The sequence below is a fragment of the Acinetobacter sp. WCHAc010034 genome (assembly GCF_001696615.3).
Lineage (GTDB): Bacteria > Pseudomonadota > Gammaproteobacteria > Pseudomonadales > Moraxellaceae > Acinetobacter.
In genome coordinates, this window is sequence record NZ_CP032279.1 from 3169680 (window position 1) to 3190939 (window position 21260).

The 21260-nt window shown below is 49.8% G+C and carries 15 protein-coding genes; all 15 read left to right on the forward strand.

The window, feature by feature from the left end:
- The first annotated feature begins 44 nt into the window (after positions 1-44).
- The 15 genes from BEN74_RS16860 (at position 45) to BEN74_RS16940 (ending at position 21251) form a co-directional block, all read left to right on the forward strand.
- The gene (locus tag BEN74_RS16860; RefSeq protein ID WP_068907493.1) at positions 45-3290 is read left to right on the forward strand and encodes a type I restriction endonuclease subunit R; all 3246 of its coding nucleotides are present in this window, start codon (positions 45-47) and stop codon (positions 3288-3290) included.
- A gap of 290 nt (positions 3291-3580) precedes the next feature.
- Positions 3581-4273: a GntR family transcriptional regulator gene (locus BEN74_RS16865; RefSeq protein WP_068907495.1), complete on the forward strand. Its 693-nt coding sequence runs from the start codon at positions 3581-3583 to the stop codon at positions 4271-4273.
- Between the two features lie 323 nt (positions 4274-4596).
- Positions 4597-5754 (forward strand): phosphotransferase enzyme family protein, encoded by a 1158-nt coding sequence (locus BEN74_RS16870; protein ID WP_416240780.1) that lies wholly within the window; start codon positions 4597-4599, stop codon positions 5752-5754.
- 174 nt (positions 5755-5928) lie between these two features.
- Positions 5929-8100 carry a TonB-dependent siderophore receptor gene (locus BEN74_RS16880; RefSeq protein WP_068907500.1) on the forward strand — a complete coding sequence of 724 codons (2172 nt, stop codon included), beginning with the start codon at positions 5929-5931 and terminating at the stop codon, positions 8098-8100.
- 11 nt (positions 8101-8111) lie between these two features.
- Complete coding sequence (gene pnuC / locus BEN74_RS16885) at positions 8112-8690, forward strand: nicotinamide riboside transporter PnuC (RefSeq protein WP_068907502.1); 579 nt, start codon at positions 8112-8114, stop codon at positions 8688-8690.
- Between the two features lie 93 nt (positions 8691-8783).
- A complete protein-coding gene (locus BEN74_RS16890; protein WP_068907504.1) occupies positions 8784-9521 on the forward strand; it encodes a 5'-nucleotidase, lipoprotein e(P4) family in 738 nt (245 codons plus the stop codon).
- Positions 9522-10137: 616 nt separating this feature from the next.
- Positions 10138-10734 carry a biliverdin-producing heme oxygenase gene (locus BEN74_RS16900; RefSeq protein ID WP_068907675.1) on the forward strand — a complete coding sequence of 199 codons (597 nt, stop codon included), beginning with the start codon at positions 10138-10140 and terminating at the stop codon, positions 10732-10734.
- 24 nt (positions 10735-10758) lie between these two features.
- On the forward strand, positions 10759-11184 hold the full coding sequence (locus BEN74_RS16905) for a YbaN family protein (RefSeq protein ID WP_068907506.1): 426 nt from the start codon (positions 10759-10761) through the stop codon (positions 11182-11184).
- On the forward strand, positions 11185-11667 hold the full coding sequence (locus BEN74_RS16910; protein ID WP_068907508.1) for a Fur family transcriptional regulator: 483 nt from the start codon (positions 11185-11187) through the stop codon (positions 11665-11667).
- 92 nt (positions 11668-11759) lie between these two features.
- Complete coding sequence (locus BEN74_RS16915; RefSeq protein WP_068907510.1) at positions 11760-12293, forward strand: RNA polymerase sigma factor; 534 nt, start codon at positions 11760-11762, stop codon at positions 12291-12293.
- Positions 12283-13167, forward strand: coding sequence for a FecR family protein (locus BEN74_RS16920; RefSeq protein WP_068907513.1), 885 nt, complete (start codon positions 12283-12285; stop codon positions 13165-13167). The genes BEN74_RS16915 and BEN74_RS16920 overlap by 11 nt, the downstream gene beginning before the upstream one ends.
- Before the next feature lie 75 nt (positions 13168-13242).
- Complete coding sequence (locus tag BEN74_RS16925) at positions 13243-16464, forward strand: TonB-dependent receptor (protein ID WP_068907515.1); 3222 nt, start codon at positions 13243-13245, stop codon at positions 16462-16464.
- 281 nt (positions 16465-16745) lie between these two features.
- Positions 16746-17519, forward strand: coding sequence for a Slam-dependent surface lipoprotein (locus BEN74_RS16930; protein ID WP_068907518.1), 774 nt, complete (start codon positions 16746-16748; stop codon positions 17517-17519).
- A 70-nt stretch (positions 17520-17589) separates the two neighbouring features.
- On the forward strand, positions 17590-19086 hold the full coding sequence (locus tag BEN74_RS16935; RefSeq protein ID WP_068907520.1) for a surface lipoprotein assembly modifier: 1497 nt from the start codon (positions 17590-17592) through the stop codon (positions 19084-19086).
- Positions 19087-19541: 455 nt separating this feature from the next.
- On the forward strand, positions 19542-21251 hold the full coding sequence (locus tag BEN74_RS16940) for a ShlB/FhaC/HecB family hemolysin secretion/activation protein (RefSeq protein WP_068907522.1): 1710 nt from the start codon (positions 19542-19544) through the stop codon (positions 21249-21251).
- Positions 21252-21260 lie beyond the last annotated feature (9 nt).

Genomic DNA, 21260 nt, shown 5'->3' on the forward strand with positions numbered 1-21260 from the left:
TAAGCGTCTTGCAAAAATAAATATGTCTTAAAGAGGGGTAAAGAATGTCTAAGATGATTGAATCAGATATAGAGCAGATGGTAATAGAACAGCTTCAGGGCTTAGGCTGGACATATGTATATGGTCCAGACATTGAGCCTAAAGCAGCACATCCATTAAGGCGTTATAAGCAGGTCATCTTAGAAAGCAAAGTCTTGGAAGCATTGCATCGCTTAAACCCGCATTTAGGTGAAGACAAATGCGTTGAAGCGCTCAAGCAAATTACGAATTTGCAGTCACCAGAGCTGCTCAGTAATAACCAAGCTTTTCACCGATTGTTGACAGAAGGTATTAATCTTGAAGTCAGTAAAGATGGAAATACCCAGGGCGAATATGTTTGGCTAATTGATTTCGATAACCCGCAGAACAATGAGTTCTGGGTAGTCAGCCAAATCACCATTAAAGAAGACCGCTGGACACGGCGGCCAGACTTAATCCTGTATATAAATGGTTTGCCTTTAGTTGTTATCGAACTCAAAAATGCGGCGGATGAAAATGCCACTGTAGATGGCGCTTACAATCAGATCCAGACCTATCAGGAGCAGATCCCGTCACTTTTTACATACAATGCTTTTAATATTGTTTCTGATGGTTTGGAGGCGAAAGCAGGCACAATCTCGGCAGATCTAAGCCGTTACATGGCGTGGAAGACTGCGAATGGCCAATCTAAGGCATCTAAGACACAGCCCCAATTAGAAGTATTGATTCAGGGTTTGCTGAATAAAGTAACTCTGCTGGATATGATTCAGCACTTTATCGTTTTTGAGTCGACTAAAGAAGAAGATGTTAATGGCTTAATCACCATTAAGTCCATTAAGAAGATGGCGGCATATCACCAATACTATGCTGTGAATGCTGCGGTGCTTTCAACGATCCGGGCTTCAGCGGTTAATGCCGAATCGAAGTCTGCTGAGGCTGCTCTGCAGCATCAAGGCCGGAGCAAACTGGAGCTGGTTCAGCAGCTGGCAGTTGGCGATAAGAAAGCAGGTGTAGTCTGGCATACCCAAGGCTCAGGCAAGTCTCTGTCTATGGTTTTCTACACAGGCAAAATTGTATTGGCCTTGGATAATCCAACTGTTGTAGTCATCACAGACCGTAATGATTTAGATGATCAGCTTTTTGGAACATTCGCAGCATCAAGCCAGCTTTTAAGGCAAACACCAAAACAGGCAGAAAGCAGGGAGGAACTTAAAAAGCTGCTCAAGGTTGGATCTGGCGGTGTGATCTTTACGACCATTCAAAAGTTCCAGCCAGACGATGGCGGCAGTGTTTACGAGGAGCTGTCCAACCGAAGCAATATTGTAGTGCTTGCAGATGAAGCACACCGTTCGCAGTATGGCTTCAACGCTAAAGAAATTGATGTAAAAGATGATGCTGGCAAGATTGTCGGTAAACGTACAGTGTATGGTTTTGCTAAGTATATGCGCGATGCGTTGCCGAATGCTGCATATCTTGGATTTACTGGCACACCAATTGAGAAAACGGACGTTAACACACCTGCTGTTTTTGGTAACTATGTTGATGTCTATGACATCTCGCAAGCCGTAGAAGACGGAGCAACTGTTCGCATCTTCTATGAAAGCCGCCTTGCAAAAATTAGAATTAGTGAAGAGGGTGAAAAGCTCATTAAAGAGTTTGATGATCTTTACTCAGAAGATGATTTAAGCCAACACCAGCAAGAGCGTGCAAAGTGGGCTAAGGTCGAAGGGCTGATTGGCAGCAAAGACAGGATCAAAGCCATTGCTCAGGATATTGTGACTCACTTTGAGCAGCGGCTGATTGCTAATGCAAGCCAAGGCAAGGGCATGATTGTAAGCATGTCCCGCAGAATTGCTGTTGACCTTTACAATGAGATCATAAAGCTGAAACCAGATTGGCATAGCGATGACTTAAATGATGGTGTCATCAAAGTCGTTATGACTTCATCTGCATCAGATGGGCCAGATATTGCAAAACATCATACGACCAAGAAGCAAAGACAAGACTTGGCGAAACGCATGAAGGATAACGATGATAAGCTGAAACTCGTCATTGTTCGTGATATGTGGCTTACTGGCTTTGATGCGCCTAGCATGCATACGTTGTACATCGACAAGCCAATGAAAGGCCATAATCTTATGCAAGCAATTGCACGAGTAAACCGAGTCTATAAAGACAAGGCGGGCGGTTTGGTTGTGGATTACCTTGGTATTGCATTAGACCTCAAAGAAGCCTTGTCTTTTTATTCAGAAGCTGGCGGTAAGGGTGATCCTGCATTAGTGCAGGATGAGGCGGCAACAATCCTGCAGGAAAAACTGGAAGTACTTGAAGGGATTATGTACGGGTACGATTACAAAGAGTATTTCACTGCAAGCACCTCTAGGAAATTGGGAATCATTCTTGAGTCTGAAAATCATATTCTCGGGCTGGATCAGGGCGAAGGTAAAATCAGATTCCTGAATGCTGTAGCAGCCATGTCTCAAGCATATGCGCTTGCAACACCACATCCTCTGGCGATGGAAGCAACTCCAGAGGTTGCATACTTTCAAGCCGTAAAAGCGCGTCTCGCTAAATTTGCAGGCGGCGGTGATGGAGCATCATTAACGAATGCAGCGCTTGAAGCGAAAGTTAAACAAACGATTGATCAAGCATTAGTAACAGATCAAGTCGTAGATATCTTTGATGCGGCGGGAATACAGAAGCCAGACATTTCAGTCTTGTCAGATGAATTTCTGCAAGAGATGAAAGGTTATGAGCATAAGAATATTGCATTAGAAGCGCTTAAGAAGCTGTTAAACGATGAGATTAAGGCAAGGGCCAATCAAAGCGTAACCCAAGGTAAGAAGCTAATGGATATGCTTAAATCTGCAATCAAGGGCTATCAGAACAAGATCCTCACAGCATCTGAGGTTATTGATGAGCTGATAAAACTTGCAAAGGCGATCCAAGAGTCAGATAAGCTAGCTCAGGAACTTAACCTGACGGAGTATGAATATGCTTTCTATTCAGCGGTAGCTGACAATGACAGTGCCAGAGAGCTCATGCAAAAAGAGATCTTGCGGGAGCTGGCAGTTGTTCTGACAAATAGTATTAGAAATAATGTGACATTAGATTGGACTATTAAGGAAGCCGCACGGGCTAAGCTGAGGGTAGTTGTGAAGCGTTTGCTTAAGAAGTATGGTTATCCGCCTGATATGGAGTTGCTGGCAACTGAAACTGTGCTTGAGCAAGCTGAGCTATTAGCTGATGAATTAGTGAGGCATGCTGCATAGGAATGGTGAACAGTATAGAGGAAAAATTCTAGAAACATTTCTTGAGTTTCTGCGCAGAGAGGAATTGTTTTCAGGCTCTTAAAATTAAAAGAATAAATTTTGGAGCTGCAGCAGGTTAACATTATGATAATCTGCAGCAGCTCCCTTAGGTAATTATAAACTGCAGCCATTTATTCTATAATCTATGTGCATCGCTATTTACGGCAGTTGATGCGGTGTTTTAGCCCCATAAATTCACATCTTCTGAAAGCGCCATTGATCTAAAGCTCTGCTTCAAATAGGACTCAAACATGAAATATATGGAAATCAGAGATTTGATCGGGCAGGAGCTAAAAAAATATGCTGCCAATCAGCTGATTCCATCCGAGCGATATCTGGCGCTGAAATATGACTGCTCAAGGGAAACCGTCCGCAAAGCCTATGAGCAGCTGCGGGCGGAAGACAAAATTTATAAAGTCCAGAATGTAGGCTGGTTCGTCAGCAACAAAAAAATCCAATATTATCCAGCCTCAACGGCCAACTTTAACAGCTATCTTAAAACACAGGGCTTTAGCGCTAAAACTGAGTTGATTTCAGCCAAGCAAATAGATTCATCATTTGAAGGCGCTGATGCTTTTGATTCAGAAATCCGAAAATCTGGTTTTTTTGAAATTATCCGCTTGCGCTACGCAGATAATGTTCCGGTATTGCTTGAGTATAATTATTTGCCTGTGGCCTTATTTCCCGGATTTTTAGATTTTGATGTCATTCCTTCAGTCGAAGAAGTGGTTAAAAACCACTATGCTTTAAAATACAGCAGCAGTCAGCTGAAAATAAAAAATACAGCAGCGGAAGCCTTTGGCGGAAAACTGCTGGGCATTCCGCCAAGCCAAACAGCCATACGCATAGAGCGGATTTCAAAGTCAGATAGCCAGGTGATTGAGTATGATGTCGAAATCTGGCCGCAAGACAAGATAGAAATGAATTTAGATATCAATGCCTAACATAATTTAGCGTGCTGTTTTTAACCAGATATAATGAACAGGGAATAATGATAATTTATTTGCGGGCCAAACAGCGCAGATTTTAAATCAATCAGAAAATTAATAAAAATAATTTTTTTATCGGATAAATAGTTTAAAAAAAGAATTTTATCAATAAATAATATTGGTATGTACCAGTTATATCTACTACATTCCGCACTGTTTTTATCGGGTATTGAATGATTTATGACGCATAATTGCTGCTGCGGCAAATTATACCGCTTGAACTTAGTGTGCAAAAGCTTCTGTTTCAAGCCATTGTCTGCCGCAATGCATCAGGAAAAATGCTGATGGCGGAACAGAGCCTTGGCCATGGCATGGGGGAAAGCCTTGAACCTAAAGATTGGAAAGACATATCCGCAGCGGACTTAGCGCAGCTGCAGCTGCTGTATCCGCAGCTGCAGGGGCAGGCGGCGGTGCTGTGGCGCAGCCCGCGCCCTTTTTCATCGGCCATGCTGATTCAAGTCAATCAGGCTGCCTATTTTATTAAACGCAGCCACAGCAGTTTCCGCACCGCCGCGGATTTAAAGCAGGAACATCAGCTGATTCAGCATCTGGCGGAACAGCGCCTGCCGCTCCCCAAGGTCATCTGTTCAAAAGACGGCGCTACAGCGGTTGAACTGGATGGCTGGAGCTATGAGGTGCATGAGAAAGCGCATGGACTTGATCTGTATGCTGACCATTTGTCTTGGAAGCCTTTTTTCTGCGCAGCGCATGCCGCTAAAGCCGGCCAGATGCTGGCGGCGCTGCATAAGGCCGCAGAAAATTATCCGGCTGTGCAGGGCCGCAGCGCGCAGCAGCTGATTTCAAATCAGGATTTGCTGCTGAGCGATGATATTGCGCAGGCAATCCGCCAGCGCATCCGAAATAGCCCTGCTTTAAGCGCATATTTTGCAGATCAGGAGCTTGATCAGGCTTGGCTGTCGCAATTGGCGCATGTGCATGAAAAGGTCAAAACGGCCATGCAGCGCGCGCCAAAAATCTGGACGCACAATGACCTTCACGCTTCCAATCTGCTGTGGAGCGAAAACAGCGATCAGGCTGAAATCAGCACTGTGATTGACTTTGGCCTAAGTGACTGCAATTCCGCAATTTATGATTTAGCGGTGACGGTTGAGCGCAACTTTATTGATTGGCTGGCCTTAAATCAGACGCAGGACATTCATATTGATGAAGCCGGGCTGCAGGCATTTATTCAGGCCTATGCGCAGCATTCGCATTCTCTGCAGGAACTGGCTATTTTGCCGGAACTGATCAAAATTGTGCATACCGACTTTGCCGTGTCCGAGCTTGAATATTTTGCAGGCATTACCCGCAATTTCAAGCATACAGACGCGGCCTACCATGACTGGCTGATTGCGCATACGGCCTGGTTTTTTAAGCCGCAGGGGCAGCAATTCTGCCAAAAGCTGGCCTTGCTGATCCAGCAGGCAGCGGCATGATTTTTCAATATTTTGTGAATGCATCGGCTGCCGCCTATCAGGCAGCATTGCGCTTTTTGCGCCGCGCAATTCACTCCGCATTATTTCAATTCAATTTTTTTCAGCGCAAAACCGGCAGTGTGCATATCAGGCATTGTGTGAGCGGCGCTTTAGGGACAGACAGAAAGGTTAAGCATGAATCTTCAATTTAAGCAGAATCCATTGGTGCGCGCGGTAAAAGCTGCGGTGATTTCACAGCTTTGCATCGCGCCTGCGGCCTTTGCCGCTGATGCCGTCAATACGCTGGACACAATTGTTGTTGCGGCGCCAAAGGCTGCAGCTGCAGAAAAAAATACAGTCGCGCTGGAAGGTTTCGGCACTCAGGAATTAAAGAAAACGCCTGCTTCTATTGCCGTGGTCAATGCTGCAATGATTGAAAACCAGCATGCGCGCATTTTGGCGGATATCATTAAAAATGACGCCGCTGTCGGCGACAGCTATGCGCCGATTGGCTATTACTCCAATTTTGTATCGCGCGGGTTCACTTTAGATCTGGGCTCAAGCTATTTGCTGAATGGCCATGCGGTCCGCGGCGAACAGAATCTGTCTTTGGAAAATAAAGAGCGGGTTGAGATTTTAAAAGGCATTTCCGCGATTCAAAGCGGCATGTCGACGCCGGGCGGGGTGGTGAATTATGTGTCTAAGCGCCCGAAAGAGGTCAAGTCTTTGACTCTAGCCGCGGATGAATACGGGCAGTTTTCCGCAGCAGCCGACCTAGGCGGCTTTATGGGCAGCGAGCAGCAGCTGGGCTACCGCGTGAATCTGGTCAATGAGCAGATCAACAGCTATGTCGACCATGTCGGCGGCAAGCGCTATTTGGGTTCTGCTGCGCTGGACTGGCAAATGACAGACCGTTCCAAGCTGCAGTTTGATTTGGAATCGCAGCGCCAGCAGCAGCGCTCAGTGCCCGGCTATCAGCTGCTGGACGGCAAAGTGCCGCAAAATGTGCAGCAGGACCGCTTGCTGGCCTATCAAAGCTGGGGCAAGCCGGTCACCATCGACAGCTTAAACACCAGCCTGAAATACAGCTATGCGCTGAATGAGCAATGGACGGCAAATCTAAGCAGCTCACACAGCAAAGCCAAAGTGGATGATTATTCCACCTTTGCCTGGGGCTGCTACAGCAGCGTTTGCCAGTACAGCGGACTGGGCAATGGCTTCGATGCGAATGGCAATTACGATATCTATGATTATCAAAACCCTGATGATACTTACGTCACCAATCAGCTGAAAGGCCAGCTACAAGGGCAGTGGTCACTGGCCAATACCCTGCATCATCTGAACTTTGAACTGGCGCAGACGGATAAGTCGCGCAAGCGCTATGACAGCGTGAATGAATCTATCGGTTTTGGAAACATCTACGAAGATACAGTGGATTTAAAGCCAACAACGGAACCCCTTGGCCCGCGCCATAAAGCCTTAGACAGCAAGCAGACGGCCCTAACTGTATCTGACCGCATTGAATTCGGCCCGCAATGGTCGGCGCTTCTGGGCGGCAAATGGATTCATTTGGATGAACAGGCTTATAGCAAACAAAGCGTGCAAACCCGCGATACTGATTTTGACAAATTCCTGCCGCAGCTGGCGCTGAGCTACAGCCCAACAGCAGATGCAACGGTGTATGCATCCTACGCCAAAGGCTTGTCGGATGGCCGTTCGGCAGCATGGTATGCAGAAAATAGTGATGCCATTTTGGCGCCGATTCATTCTGAGCAATATGAACTGGGCTATAAGCAGCAAATCAGTCAGTTCCTGTTCACGGCAGCGCTGTTTGACCTGCGCCAGGACAATCAATATACGGCGTTGAACCCTGCGGACAGCAAATACTATTTTATTGAGGAAGGCAAGCAGCACAGCCGCGGCTTGGAGCTGGGGCTGTCGGGCAATTTAACTTCACGCTTGGCCATGCATAGCACTATGGCGCTGAGCCGTGTCCGTCTGGAAGATGTGTCCAATACGGCTTATTCAGGCCATCAAGCGCAGAATGCGCCGAAATTCCGCGCGGCCAGTTTTGTGACTTATGATCTGCCGCAGGTTGAAGGCCTGAAGCTGATGGCCGGCGGCCGCTACAGCTCAAGCAAATTCGCCAATAAAGAAGCATCAGCCAAAGTCGGCGGCTACAGCGTTTTTGATGCAGGCGCAGCCTATGCCTTTAAATGGAACAAAACTGATGCGGAACTGCGCTTCAATGTTGACAACCTTTTGAATAAAAAATACTGGCGCGACGTGGGTGAATCCGGCGGCGATGACTACTTATTCTTAGGCGCGCCGCGCACTGCCAGCCTTGCGCTGAAATTGAATTTCTAAGCAGGTTCAGTATGTCGCATTTAGAAATCGCCGCGTTTATTTTGAATGTGCTGGGCGTCTGGCTGACGTCCAAACAGTACCGCATTTGCTGGCTGGTCAATATTGCCGCGGTTGTTCTCTACATGATTATTTTCTATCAAGTGCATTTGTATGCCGATGCCATGCTGCAGGGCGTGTTTATCATCATGCAGCTGTACGGCTGGCTGAGCTGGTCGGGCGCCAGCCAAGCGCAGCCTGTGCATCCAGCTTATATGAATAAGGCGGTGATGGCGCGCAGCCTGCTGACCGGCACTGCGGCCGGCTTGCTCTTAGGCCTGCTGTTCTCGACTTATACCCAAGCTTCCCTGCCTTGGCTGGATTCCATGCTGGCGTCATTCAGCCTGGTTGCCAGCTACTGGGCGGCGCGCAAATATATAGAAAGCTGGGCGATGTGGTGCGTGCTGGATGCGCTTTATGTGCTGATGTACCTGCACAAGTCGCTGAACTTAACCGCATTTTTATACTTTATTTTTATCCTGCTGGCGCTGAATGGCTGGCGCATGTGGAAAAAGCAGTGGCAGGCCGGCCAGCAGGTAGCCGCTCAGCTTTGAGCAAAATGCTTGACCGCCCAAGGCCTATTCACTGCAAATGATGATGCGCCGGCAGGCAAAAACTGAAGGCTGAATTTGGAATTGAGACTGAATATGAATTTAACGCGAAAGCATGCATACACGGCGCTTTTGGCAATTGCGGCGTGTTCCGGCGCGCAGCTGCAGGCCAAAGAAGCGCCGAGCTGCCCTGCGGTGCAGCAGTACGGCATGAGCCTGAAATTTCAAAACCGTTCTGCAGAAGTTCAGGCGCTGCAGCTGCAGGCCTATAATCTGGCAGAGCACCGCCTTAAGGAAATTCTGCAGGCCAATCCGCAGGCCAAAAACCTAGCGATTGTCACAGATTTAGATGAAACGGTTTTAGACAATACGGATGTTTTTGTCAATGATCTGAAGCGCTGTGAAGACTATACCAACTGGAAATCCTGGGATGCATGGGAGCAGTCAGGGCAGCCGAAGCTGATTCCAGGAAGCCTGGATTTTTTGCAGTTTGCCGATCAGCAGGGCATTAAGATTTTCTATGTCTCTGACCGCGCTGAAAAATACCGTCAATCCGCCATGACGATGATGAAGCGGCTGAATTTGCCGCAGGTACAGAGCCGGCAGATTTTGCTGTATGGCACACCGAAGGAGCAGCGCCGTCAAAGCATCAGCAAGGATTATGAAATTGTGCTGCTGCTGGGCGATACCCTGCATGATTTTTCAGGGGCATTCAGCAATCAGCAGACCGCTGCCGAGCGCGCTGCAGCGGTGGCGCAAAACCGGGAAAAATTTGGCGACCGTTTTATTGTGCTGCCCAACGTCAGTTATGGCGCATGGTCAAAGGCGGAGTGATGCGGGTTATTGTCTAATCCTAAAATAGCTTGACGCTTTTGCAGTAAAACGCCTGATGAATTTCATCGGGCGTTTTGCATTTCCTCTTTAGCCAGTTGCATTCTACATATACTGCTGGATAATTTTATCCAGCTGTTTATCAATCTGGCCGCGGTATAAGCCTGGCAGAACCCGTGAAATTTTGGTCAGTATTCTGGCCTAAGCGCTTGGAATAATTAAAAACTCCGCAGAATGAATGCCGGCATAAATTTCTTTGCATGCCTTTTTAACGGGCATGCTGCCGCCAAGCGGCCTAAGCCCCTCTGTCAAATGTCATTTACGCCATAGCCACGCACTAGGCTTTCCATTCGTCCAGCTGCGGTTCTTCAATAGGCTGCGCAGCTTGCTTCCCCGCCTTGCAAATCTCCAAAGCCAAAAGATGGCAGCTGATTTTTTACAATTGCTTACATTTTCCGATAACGCATTTCGGCCTGCTCATCCGTCTATAGGGGTAAAGGCAGATTTTTCTGCCTGAAATGATTGGCAGCCCGGCCTTCAGGCGGTGAAGCTGGCAAACAGTTTCAGAAAGCACACAGCGCCGCAGGCCATCCGGCAAGAGGTTTATTCAGGAGTTTTTATGAACGCATCAACAGAGAACACCGCAGCAGGCAGCTTAATGCAGCGCTTAAAGCAGGAAACCGCTGCAGAGCATGAGCGGATGGAAAGCCTAATGCAGCGCTCAGAAGCGTTTGCCAGCAAGGAAAATTACGCGCAGTTTACGCTGTCGCAATACTACTTCCAAAAGGATGTTGAGCATCTGTATCAGGACCCGGCCGTGGAGCAGCTCATTCCAGACCTGGATGTGCGCGGCCGTTCTGAAGCAGCTTTGCAGGATCTGGCGGATTTAGGCCTGGAGCCGCAGCAGCAGGGCATTTTTACCGCAGCGGTGAGCTATCCGCAGTCTTTGGGCTGGATCTATGTGTCTGAAGGCTCAACTTTGGGGGCGGCTTTTTTATTTAAAGAGGCGCAGGCCAAGTTCGGCTTCAGCGCGGACTTTGCTGCCCGCAATCTGGCGGCTTATCCGGAAGGCCGCGCTGTGGTGTGGAAGCGCTTTAAGCAGACGCTGGATGAGGCGGATTTCAGCCCGCAGCAGCAGCAGCAGATTATTGAAGGCGCCTTGCAGGGCTTTCAGCGTTTTGGCGCGCTTTTGGCGCAGCTGAAAGACCTTAAATAAACCGGAAATAAAGGTGAGCCGCACATGAAACACGCTGAGTCAGAGCCGAACTTAACCGCCGCCGCCCGCATGCCTGAGCCGAAACTGGCGAAGTCATGGCTGATGCGCTGGCTGTGCATTGCGCTGGCTTGGCTGTGTTTGGCGCTGGGCACGCTGGGGCTGGCGGTGCCGGGCTTGCCGGCGTTTGACTTTTACTTCCTGGCCGCCGTATTCGCCGCCAAAGGCTCCAAGCGGCTGCATGGCTGGATTGTCAATAACGCCGTGATTGCGCCGATTCTGCAGCAGTGGCATGCGGAACGCACTTTGCCCCTGAAGGTGAAGCTGTTTTCTCTGGCCAGCATGGGCATGGCGGCCTGCATTTTGGTCTGGACTGTGCCGCACCCGTGGGCTGTCGGCGCGGTGATTGCCCTGATGGCCTTTGTGCAATTGTGGATGTGGCTGAAAGCCTAAATGAATGCAGGTGTAAATATGCTGGCCTATGAGCAAAATGCAGCGGAACTGAGAGCGCTCTTGCTGAAAGCGGATTTAAAAGTGACCCTGACCCGCCTCACCATTCTACATATTCTGCGCAGCGCGCAAAGGGAGCTGACTGTCACGGAAATTCTATACAGCCCGCAGCAGCAGCTGAAAAAACTGTCCTGCGCCGGCATATATCAGGCGCTCAGGCAGCTGGAGCGGGCCGGGCTGGTGGCCAAATTCAAGCTGGGCGATGAGCAGGCGCTGTATTCCTTTAAAAATACGCAGGCCAATATCCGCATCTGCTGCAGGCAGTGCGGCAGGCTGGAACAGATTGCCGACCCGCTGTTTGAGCTGCAGATTCAGGAGCTGATTCTGATTCACGGCGCCAGTTCCTATCATCTGACCTTGGAAAAGCCCAAATGCTTCTGCTGCGCTGAAAATGCGGCGGAGCAGCCTGACCATCCGCGCCGTTAGCGCATTAACAAAGCGGGAAAAAGCAAATCCGGATTGAAAATTAACGGCTTTTAAATGATAATGATAATCATTTTTAGATTGTGGCAGTCAATATGAAAGATGCTGTATTCTCCAGCGGCAGCAGCCTTGTTCAGCACTACGATGAACTGGTGGATTACATCAGCTTAAAAGTAGGCAGCCGGCAAATCGCACTGGATGCAGTGCAGGAAACTTACCTGCGCGTGTTGCAGCGCCCGGAGCAGTTCCTGAATTTAATGCATCCGATTGCATTTTTAAAAAAGGTCAGCATCAACATTGCGCTGGATCATTTAAGAAAAGACAAAACTTACGGCAAGCATTTTGAAGCGCTGGAGCATAATGAAATTGATGCGCAGGCAGTATTCAGCGAGCTGTCTGAGCAGGAACTGAGCGTTGCCCGCGAGCAGTATGCGCAGCTGATTTTAAAGCAGATTGCGGCTTTGCCGCCGGCCTGCCAGGATGTTTTTCTGCTGATTCAGTTTTACGGCATGACGCAGGTGGAAGCGGCGCAGCAGCTGGGCATTTCCCGAACCATGGTGATCAGGCATTTCACCAAAGCGCTGCAGTCCTTCATTCCGGTTTTTATTGATAAACAGCATGGATCATAAAAAGCTAAGCAGGCATGCCAAAGCACATAGCCTGCACGATATTCAGCGCATGCTGGCCAGTTTTGAAGATGACATTCTGCCGAATATCGCCTCTAAAGATGAAATCCTGCATAGGGCCAGGCAGCGCCAGCTGAAGAAAAAAGCTGCCGGGGCATCGGCCCTGGCATTGTGCGGCCTGCTGCTGGGCGCGTATTGCTATAACCCGGCGTACCAGCAGTATGAGCTGGCGACCGCGCGCGGGGAACAGGCCAGCATCCGGCTGCGTGACGGCAGTCAAATCATGCTGAATACTGACAGCCATGTGCAGGTGCAGGAGCGCCTGCGCAGCCGCGAAATTACTTTAAGCCGGGGCGAAGCGGGCTTTCATGTGGCGCATGCGGAACATCCGCTGCTGCGCCGTTTTGAGCGCAGCTTTCAGGTCAGCGCCGGAGAAATGCTGATTATTGACATCGGCACGGTGTTCAATGTGCAGAAGCCCTCGGCGGCAGACGCTTCGGTGACCGTGCTGGACGGCGAGATCGCCGTCGGCATTAAAGGAGCTGAAGCGCCGATGATTCATTTAACTAAAGGCCAGTCTTTAAGCAATCAGCAGCGGCGCCTCAGCGCGCCGGCCCTTGCTAATCTGGATGCCGTACAGGCATGGCAGACAGGCCATATTGTATTTGACCGGACGCCTTTGCCGGCGGCGCTTAAAAATTTCCAGCGCTATGCCGACTTTAATGTGCAGATTCAGGATGCCGAACTGAAAGACTTGCAGATTAACGGGCAATTCAAAATTCACAATTATCAGCATTTCATGCAGATACTGCCTTATGTGGCGGCCGTCCGAGTAGAACAGACGGCAGCCAAAGAATGGAAAATTGCAAAAAAATAAATTCTGCAGGTTTACATCTGCTGATCATGAGTCGTCTTTGTAAATGAGAAGCATTTTTATTGACACGGGTGTGAAATGGGGCATAACCAGCAGGCAGGGCAGCGGCGCAGCAGAAGGCCGGCATTTAAGCAAACGACATTAAGCTTTGTGATTGCAGCTGCAATTTATTCCGCGCCGCTGCATGCGCAGCATGTGGAACTGAACCTGCCGAGCCAGCCTTTGCAGCAGTCAATCCAGCAGCTGGCCAGGCAAAGCGGCGCAGAAATCATTTCCGCCGGAAGCACTTTAAGCAATAAAACTGCGCCGCAGATTAAAGGCAAAGTCTCTGTTGAACAGGCGCTGAACGCCATGCTGCAGGGCACAAATCTGACTGTGCAGAAGAAGGGCAGCGTCTATGCCATTGTGGAAAAGAAGGCCGCGGCTTCCCCCGCGGTGCAGCTTCAGCAAAAGCAGCCGGCGCAGCCGGAAGGCTTTGTCAGCAGCCCGGCCGATCAGCCTGCAGTGAAGATGAACGCGATTACGGTATATGGCGCTAAAGACCGCGACAGCCAAGGCTATGATGATGTTTATGAAAAAAACTATTCCACGGTTTATGCCGGCAAAGACTTAATTGAGCGCTTTAAAGGCTCATCGCCTGCAGATTTATTTAAAGGTATGTCGAATGTCTACAGCGGCGACGCCCGCAACTCTGGCGCGGTCGATCCGAATATCCGCGGCATTCAGGGCCCGGGGCGCATTGCCTTGACCGTAGACGGCACAGAGCAGTCTTTGGCGGCATGGCGCGGCTATAATGGCGTCAGCAACCGCAACTATATTGACCCGAACCTGATTGGCGGCATGCAGGTGATTAAAGGCCCTAATCAGGTCCGGGATGTCAAAAGCGGGATAGGCGGCGCCGTGGTGGTCAATACGCTCAGCGCCAGCGATATTGTCAAAGCCGGCGAAAGCTGGGGCGGTGAAATCAAGCTGGAAGGCAGCAACAATACAATCAAGGAGCGCCTGTCGCCATCTTATGACGGGCGCGATTACCGCGATGTAGTCGAAGAATTGGGGCTGCCCGGATGGACTTCGCAGCAGCGGCAGGACCCGATTCTGTATAAGCCGCTGCGCAGCAGTTCAAGCAATGATTTTTTAAACATGGAAGATCAGGCTGCGCGCATCGCCTTAGCCACTAAGCAGGACAATTTTGAGCTGCTTGGCGCCTATGCCTGGCGTGAGCGCGGCAATTACTTCTCCGGCAAAAAAGGCTCGGCCTTTTATGACAAGGAGGGTGACCCGGGATTTTATGATTTTGTGCCGATGATGGCGCGTATTTATAAGCCGGGAGATGAAGTTCCGAACACCTCCAGCAGAATGGAGTCCTGGCTGCTGAAAGGCAAATGGAATATCAGCGATGAGCAGGAAATTTCAGCCGGCTACCGCGACAGCCAGCACACCTACGGCGAAATTATGCCGTCCCGGATTTCGTGGAGCGACACCACGCAGGCCGGGGAAACCATTGTTCCGCAGTGGCCGCTGAGCACCATTGACATTAAAGCCTATAATTTAGACTACAAATATACGCCGGCGGAGAACCGGTGGGTCGACCTGCACACCAGCTTCTGGATGACCGATGCAGATTCTGACTTATATAATTCAGGCGGTTTCCCGAATGCGGTGGGCCGGTTTGACTGGAGATTTAAGCCGAATGCAGGCCGCACGCCTGTGCCGCCCGGGCAGCCGAACCCTTATCTGATTAAGGACACTGCGCATATGATCACCAAGAATACGCGCAAAGGCTTTAATATCAGCAATAAAATGAATTTAACCAAGGAGCTGGATTTAACCCTGAGCGGCAGCTTCCAAACCGAAAAATTGAGGAGCATTGATCCTTATCCGGAGGTGGGTGAAGCCGGTTTCCGCATGGCGCCTAGAAGCGGGCAGCGCAAAGAGCATGAATACAGCTTCAACTTGGACTGGATGCCTGCAGACTGGCTCAGTGTTTCCGCCGGCGCAAGGACGGTGTCTTATTCCCTGACAGATGACCTGCTGAAATCGCGGATGCAGGAAAAGCCGCAATATACCGTAAAGTGGCTGGCAAAAGAGCTGACGCATACGCTCCGGACTGACAATCTGACGCAGGAACAGATCGACAGCTGGGTTCAGCATGAAACAGCATTCCGGATTCAGAAAGAGCAGCTGCTGTACGGCCATGAGATGGATCTGCAGGCGATTACCGACAGCGTCAACACCGCGATGGAGTTTGAAAAAATTGGGCTGCAGTACCAGTTGGGCCAGGCCCATGACAATTTGCGCATGAATTCGCTTTGGATGGCGGACTCAAGCGGCGATTTCCATTTGGAGAATAATCCTTATTTGAATGGCACCATTGATTTGTCGAAGGTTGATAACCTGCAAGAGAACAAAGTTCAGACAGAAGACCTGATCCAGCGGGTGGAAAGAAACAATTATAAGAAAAAAGACCATGGCGGCTGGGTGCCGTTCATTTCAGCCGCGGTTAAGTTCAGTCCGGAAAGCCGCCTGTATTTGAATTACAGCGAAGCATTGCGCATGCCAAGCATGTTTGAGGGAACGCTGGGCTTTTCTGGCGGCTTTTATGCCGACAATCCGAAACCTGAGCATGCCCATGCCTATGAAGCTGCCTATGTGCATGATTTGAGCAGGTACTTGGATGCCAGTCATGCCGACATCAAGCTGGCCTATTTCTATACCTTAACCAATGATGTGATTGAGCGTGACAATAATTTCAGATTTGCCAATATTGACAAGCAGACTCTTGCCGGCTGGGAGCTGCAGGGGCGCTATGACAGCGGCAAGTTTTTCACTGACCTGAGCCTGGTTTACAACCAGAAAAATGAAGTGTGCGATGACATATCGGCAACCAAAGCGGTTGGCGAATCCATTTACAAAAATCCGGAGCTGTATAAAAAATGCGTAGATCACGGTTTTGTGAATGGCTATCTGCTGACCATGGCGCAGCCGAAATATTCCGCCAACCTGAATTTAGGTACGCGCCTGCTGGATCAAAAACTGGAATTGGGCAGCCGCCTGACGTGGCATTCCAAGCACAGCAATCAGATTGATCAGGTGGTCGACAGCGGCTTCTTCAACGCGCCGCTGTCCTGGGACAACTTGCTGCTGGTGGATGCCTATATGAATTATAAGCCGCGGCCGGACTTGTCTTTTGATTTGGTCGGCACCAACTTAACCAACCGCTACTATATTGACCCTTTAAGCCGCACCTCTTATCCGGCGCCGGGCAGAACGCTTAAGCTGGGGCTGACCTACAGCTTCTGATGCGTTCCGGCGCAGACGCCACTAGATTTAACGGACATGATTCTGCCGGCATGAATATATGAATGATTCAGCTTTTATAACTCAAGGCGGCAGAATGATGAAGACAGGTGATTGTGTAATCACGCAATAGCCTGAAATAAGCGCTTATCCTTCCCATTTTTACAGCTTAAGTCCTACGAAAAATGAGAATGCATAAGGTGCTTATTTAAATAAGAATCATTAAGATTATTGTTAAAAATAATTTTGATGAAAAATAAAACTGAACCATGAGGAAAGAAAAGATGAAATTGAATCAATTTGCATGCGCATTGGCAGCTTCGCTTGGCATGATCGGCGCTGCGCAGGCTGCGGTTGTCAGCAGCCAGTCCTATACAGAATCTGGCGGCCTCCGTACAGGAAGCAGCCTGTATCCGATTGGCACAGCCGGCAGTGCGGGTGTCGGTGTAAATGGCGTGCTGCTTGGGGTTAAAGCGGCTGTCAGCCATTTTGACACGCTGGGCTATACCAATGCTTACGGCGTGATTGACTTTAGCGGCAAGCAAATTGTTGCAGACGGCAAAGCGCCGGGGGTATGGCCGGCGGATCACTCCGGCTTAGGCGTCTGGGCAATCAAGAAAGTTGGCGCGCAGGACGTCTGGTTCGGCGAATGGGATAAAGAAGGCGCAGCTCAAGGCAGCAAGGCTGCAGGCGCGCACACGGTATTCTATGTGGGCGAGAAAGGCAATGCAGCCAGCACGCTGCCGGCCGGCACAGCGACTTATACTGTGCGCACCATCAATAACTATGCGGCGGATAGCGCTTTGCCGGTCAGTACCTTAACCGCAGAGTTCGGCAGCCGCAAAGTTTCATCGGCAGGCGATATCAACTTTGCCAATGGCTCAATTGACGCAGCCAAGGCAAGCTTCACAGCAACCGGGGCGAGCGTTGTCAGCAGCGGCGGAACGGGCGGCCTGGTCAAAGGCGACTTTTTCGGCACAGGCGCTGCCGGTGTAGCGGGCACAGTGAAATTCCAGGACCGCAATCAGGATGTTGCCTTTGGCGGGACGAAAAACTAAATAATTTGAAGAAAGACCTGCCGCGGCAGGTCTTTCTTATTTCAATTTGATCTGGCTTGGATATTCGTTTGTGAAAAAAAAGCTCTTATTTTGCGCCCTATGTTCTGCTCTGCAATGCGCTCATGCCGCAAATGACGACACGCGCCTGCGCTTAGAACAGCAGCTGCATCAGCAGCAGCTTCAGCAGGAGCAAAGCCTGCAGCAGCTCCGGCAGCCCAGTCCGGAAGATTTGCCCGTAATGGTCATTAACGGCGAAGCGGTTGCAATAGCGCAGAATGCGGCGGATGTCGGCAGCGCTTTATATATCGCCGTCATGCAAAAGCAATGGCAGGCTGCGCAAATTTACCTGCAGGCCTATCTTAAGCTGGAAGGCCATGATCCCTCTTTGGCCCTGTTTGCGCAGGCCGCTTTAGCGCGCATGCAGGGCAATCTGAAGCAGGCGGAGCAGCAGTTCCAGCAAGCCGCAGCCATGCAGCCTCAGAATATGATGATTAAGCTGGAATTGGCCCGCGTGCTGACAGAGCGTCAAAAAAATAAAGCAGCGGAGCAGCTGTTTCAATCCGTCAAAGATCATTTGGCGCAATCTTCAGATGAAACAGCGCAGAATATTATCAAAACGGTCGATCTTTACTTAAAGGGGCTGAAGCAGCGTGACAGCTGGCAAGGCTCGGCTGCCTTTGGGGCGCGCTATGCCGGCAATATAAACAGCGCCTCTGAACGGCATAAAACCATTACATATTATCAAAAAGATCCGGACACCGGCGCAAGCATTCCCGTGGCTGAAGTGCAGCAGGGCACTCCGGCCGCCGTCGCTGCTGCTGGTTTAGATTATGAAGCGGCCTTAGCCAAGCGCTGGACGCTGTCTGGCAATCACGGCATCGCCGCGCGCGGCTTGCTGTATGGGCAAGCCTATCCTGAGCAGTCCGATTATGACGAATTGACCCTTAATTTAAATGCCGGCTACAGCTATCAGGATGAGCGCAATCAGGTTTTGGCAGCCCCGGTATTTGAATATAAATATTATGGGCATGAGGCATACTATAATTCTTTGGGCGGGCGCGCGGAGTGGATGCGCTTTATCGGCCAGGATAAAGCCCTTAAGCTGGAAGCCGAAATCAAGGATATTCATCACTTGAAATATGCGCCGCAAAGCGGGGTGGAAAGTTCGGTTTTCGCCACGTTCTGGAAAGTGCTGCCGCAGCAGTGGACGCTGTTTGGCGGCCTGGATTATGTCGACCATAACAGCGAAGAACAGTACTTTACAGCCTATGAGCAGCAGGGAATGCGCTTAGGCCTGAGCAAGCAGTTTAACGCTGGCTTCAATGCGGCGCTGTTCAGCTCCTACCGCTGGCGGCAATTTGATCAATACATTGCGGGCCTGGGCTTTGATGCGCGGCGCCATGACTTTGAACAGAACTACACGCTGGTTTTCAGCGCGCCGAAGTGGGAGCTGTACGGCTTAACGCCTAATCTGACTTATCAATACAATAAAAACCGCAGCAATGTGGACTGGCTGTATTCTTATGACAAGCACAGCGTCAGTCTGAAGCTGGAGCGCCGGTTTTAAGGCGCTGCCTGCGGGCTGAGCTAAAAAATCAGCTCCGGGTTTCAGCCGCCGCATTTTTCAGGCGGAAGTTTATCCGCCACGAGTTCGCGCCGTATATCAGCAAAGATAAGCTATCCGTAAATATAGGCGCATTGCCGGCAGCCCTGAATTGAATATTTTCTTGGCGAGAGACTTTTACCGCTGTATTTCAGATTGAAATCATTGTTTTTGATGCTTTTTCCCTTAAAGCAGAAAAACGCCATTTAAAAAAATTAATCGCTGATTTTTAAAAATATTTTTTAAAATAATCAGCAGTCATCATGTTTTTTAAGTTTATTCCGCTTAAATATCAAATAAATATACCTAATTCTAGCGATATAAAAACAAGATGTTTAACGCTATGTTTCCACACATTCACTTTGATGGCTAAGCAAAAAAATGATTTGGGCCATCAATGCTTTTGTCAGGGACATCTTATGAACATTCATACTCAGCGGCTGCTGCTGTGCGCGCTCATTTCCGCAGCTTTGCCAAGCGCCTTTGCCAATACGCCTGCAATAGATTTGGCCGCCAAAGAAAATGACCGGATTCAGCAGAACTTGCAGGACCGTTTGCGCCATGAGCAGGAACAGCTGCTGCAGTCTTCCAAACCGCCTGCGCGCATCGAAATCGCAGCCCCTGAGCCGAAGCAGGCTGCAGCCGGGCCGTGCATTGCGGTTAGCCAGATTGCGGTGGATGGCGCTGCGGTTATTTCACAGCAGCGGATCAGCAAAATCACCCGGCCCTATGAAAATACCTGCATTGATGCGCACCGCATTGAAGAAATCATGGGCAAGCTGACAGCGCTGTATTTAAGCAAGGGCTACGCCGCTGCGCGCTTTTATCTGCCTGAACAGGACTTAAAAGCCGGCGTTTTGAAGCTGCGCGTAGAAGAAGGAAAGCTCAGCCAATTGCAGCTGACTGAGCGGGCAAAGGGCACGCTGTCGCTCAAAACAGCAATGATTGGCGCCAAAGGCGAAGTGTTGAATTTGCGCGATTTAGAACAGGCGCTGGATCAGATCAACAGGCTTCAATCCAACAATGCCGTGATGAATATTTATCCTGGTGAGCGGCAGGGGGAAAGCATTGTGATTTTTGATAATCAGCCCTCCAAGCGCTGGAACGGCTATTTCAGCTACGACAATAAAGGACAGGACGCTACAGGCCGCAATCAGGCAGCCTTAGGCTTGGGGCTGGATAATCCCTTTGGCCTGAATGATTTGCTGAATATTTCGTATAACCGTTCGCTTCCCTTTAAGCCAAACCGTGAAGATTCATTTTCCGGCAGCCTTTTTTACACTGTGCCGCTGGGCTATCAAACTTTGAGCCTGAGCGCGTCACGCTCTGAATATGATTCAACGCTGCGGACTGCATTCAATCAGCTGCATTCAAGCGGTGAAACCAATACTTATACAGGCCGTTTAGACAGCCTGCTGTACCGCGGCTTAAACAGCCAGCTTAGGGCCAATATCGGCTTGACCCATAAAGATACCGCAGCATTTTTAGAAGACATCAAGCTGGAGGTCAGCAGCCGCAAGCTGTCAGTGCTGGACGCCGGCCTGAGCTACAGCGACCTGCTTCTGGCCGGCGTGGTCAATGTCAATGCGGGCTACAGCCGGGGCCTAAAGGCTTTTAATGCGCTGGAGGATGCATCCGGCCTGCCTGCGGAAATGCCCAAGGCGCAGTTTGAAAAGCTGACTTACGGATTGAGCTACTTTAAGCCGTTTCAGGCATGGGGGCAAAACTTCAGTTTTTCTTCAAATTTCTCCGGCCAGTATGCGCTTGATGCGCTGTATGGCTCTGAGCAGTATTCCATCGGCAGCTTATACAGCGTGAGGGGCTTCAATCAAAGCACGCTGAGCGGGGACAATGGCTATTCATTTAAAAATGACCTGAATTTAAACAAGGCCTACAGCATGAGCGGCAGTCCATTGATTGCGCGGCATTATCTGGGTTTTGACTACGGCAAGGTGGATAACAGAGAAAACAGCAGTTCAGTTGGGGAACTGGCTGGAGTAAGCCTGGGAAGCGCATTCAATATCGGCAATGTCGCGCTGGAGCTGATTGTGACGCAGCCGGTGCGCAAGCCGGATTTTATGAAAAAACCGGATACCGACTTCTTTTTTTCAACCACCGTGACATTTTAAAAGGATAAG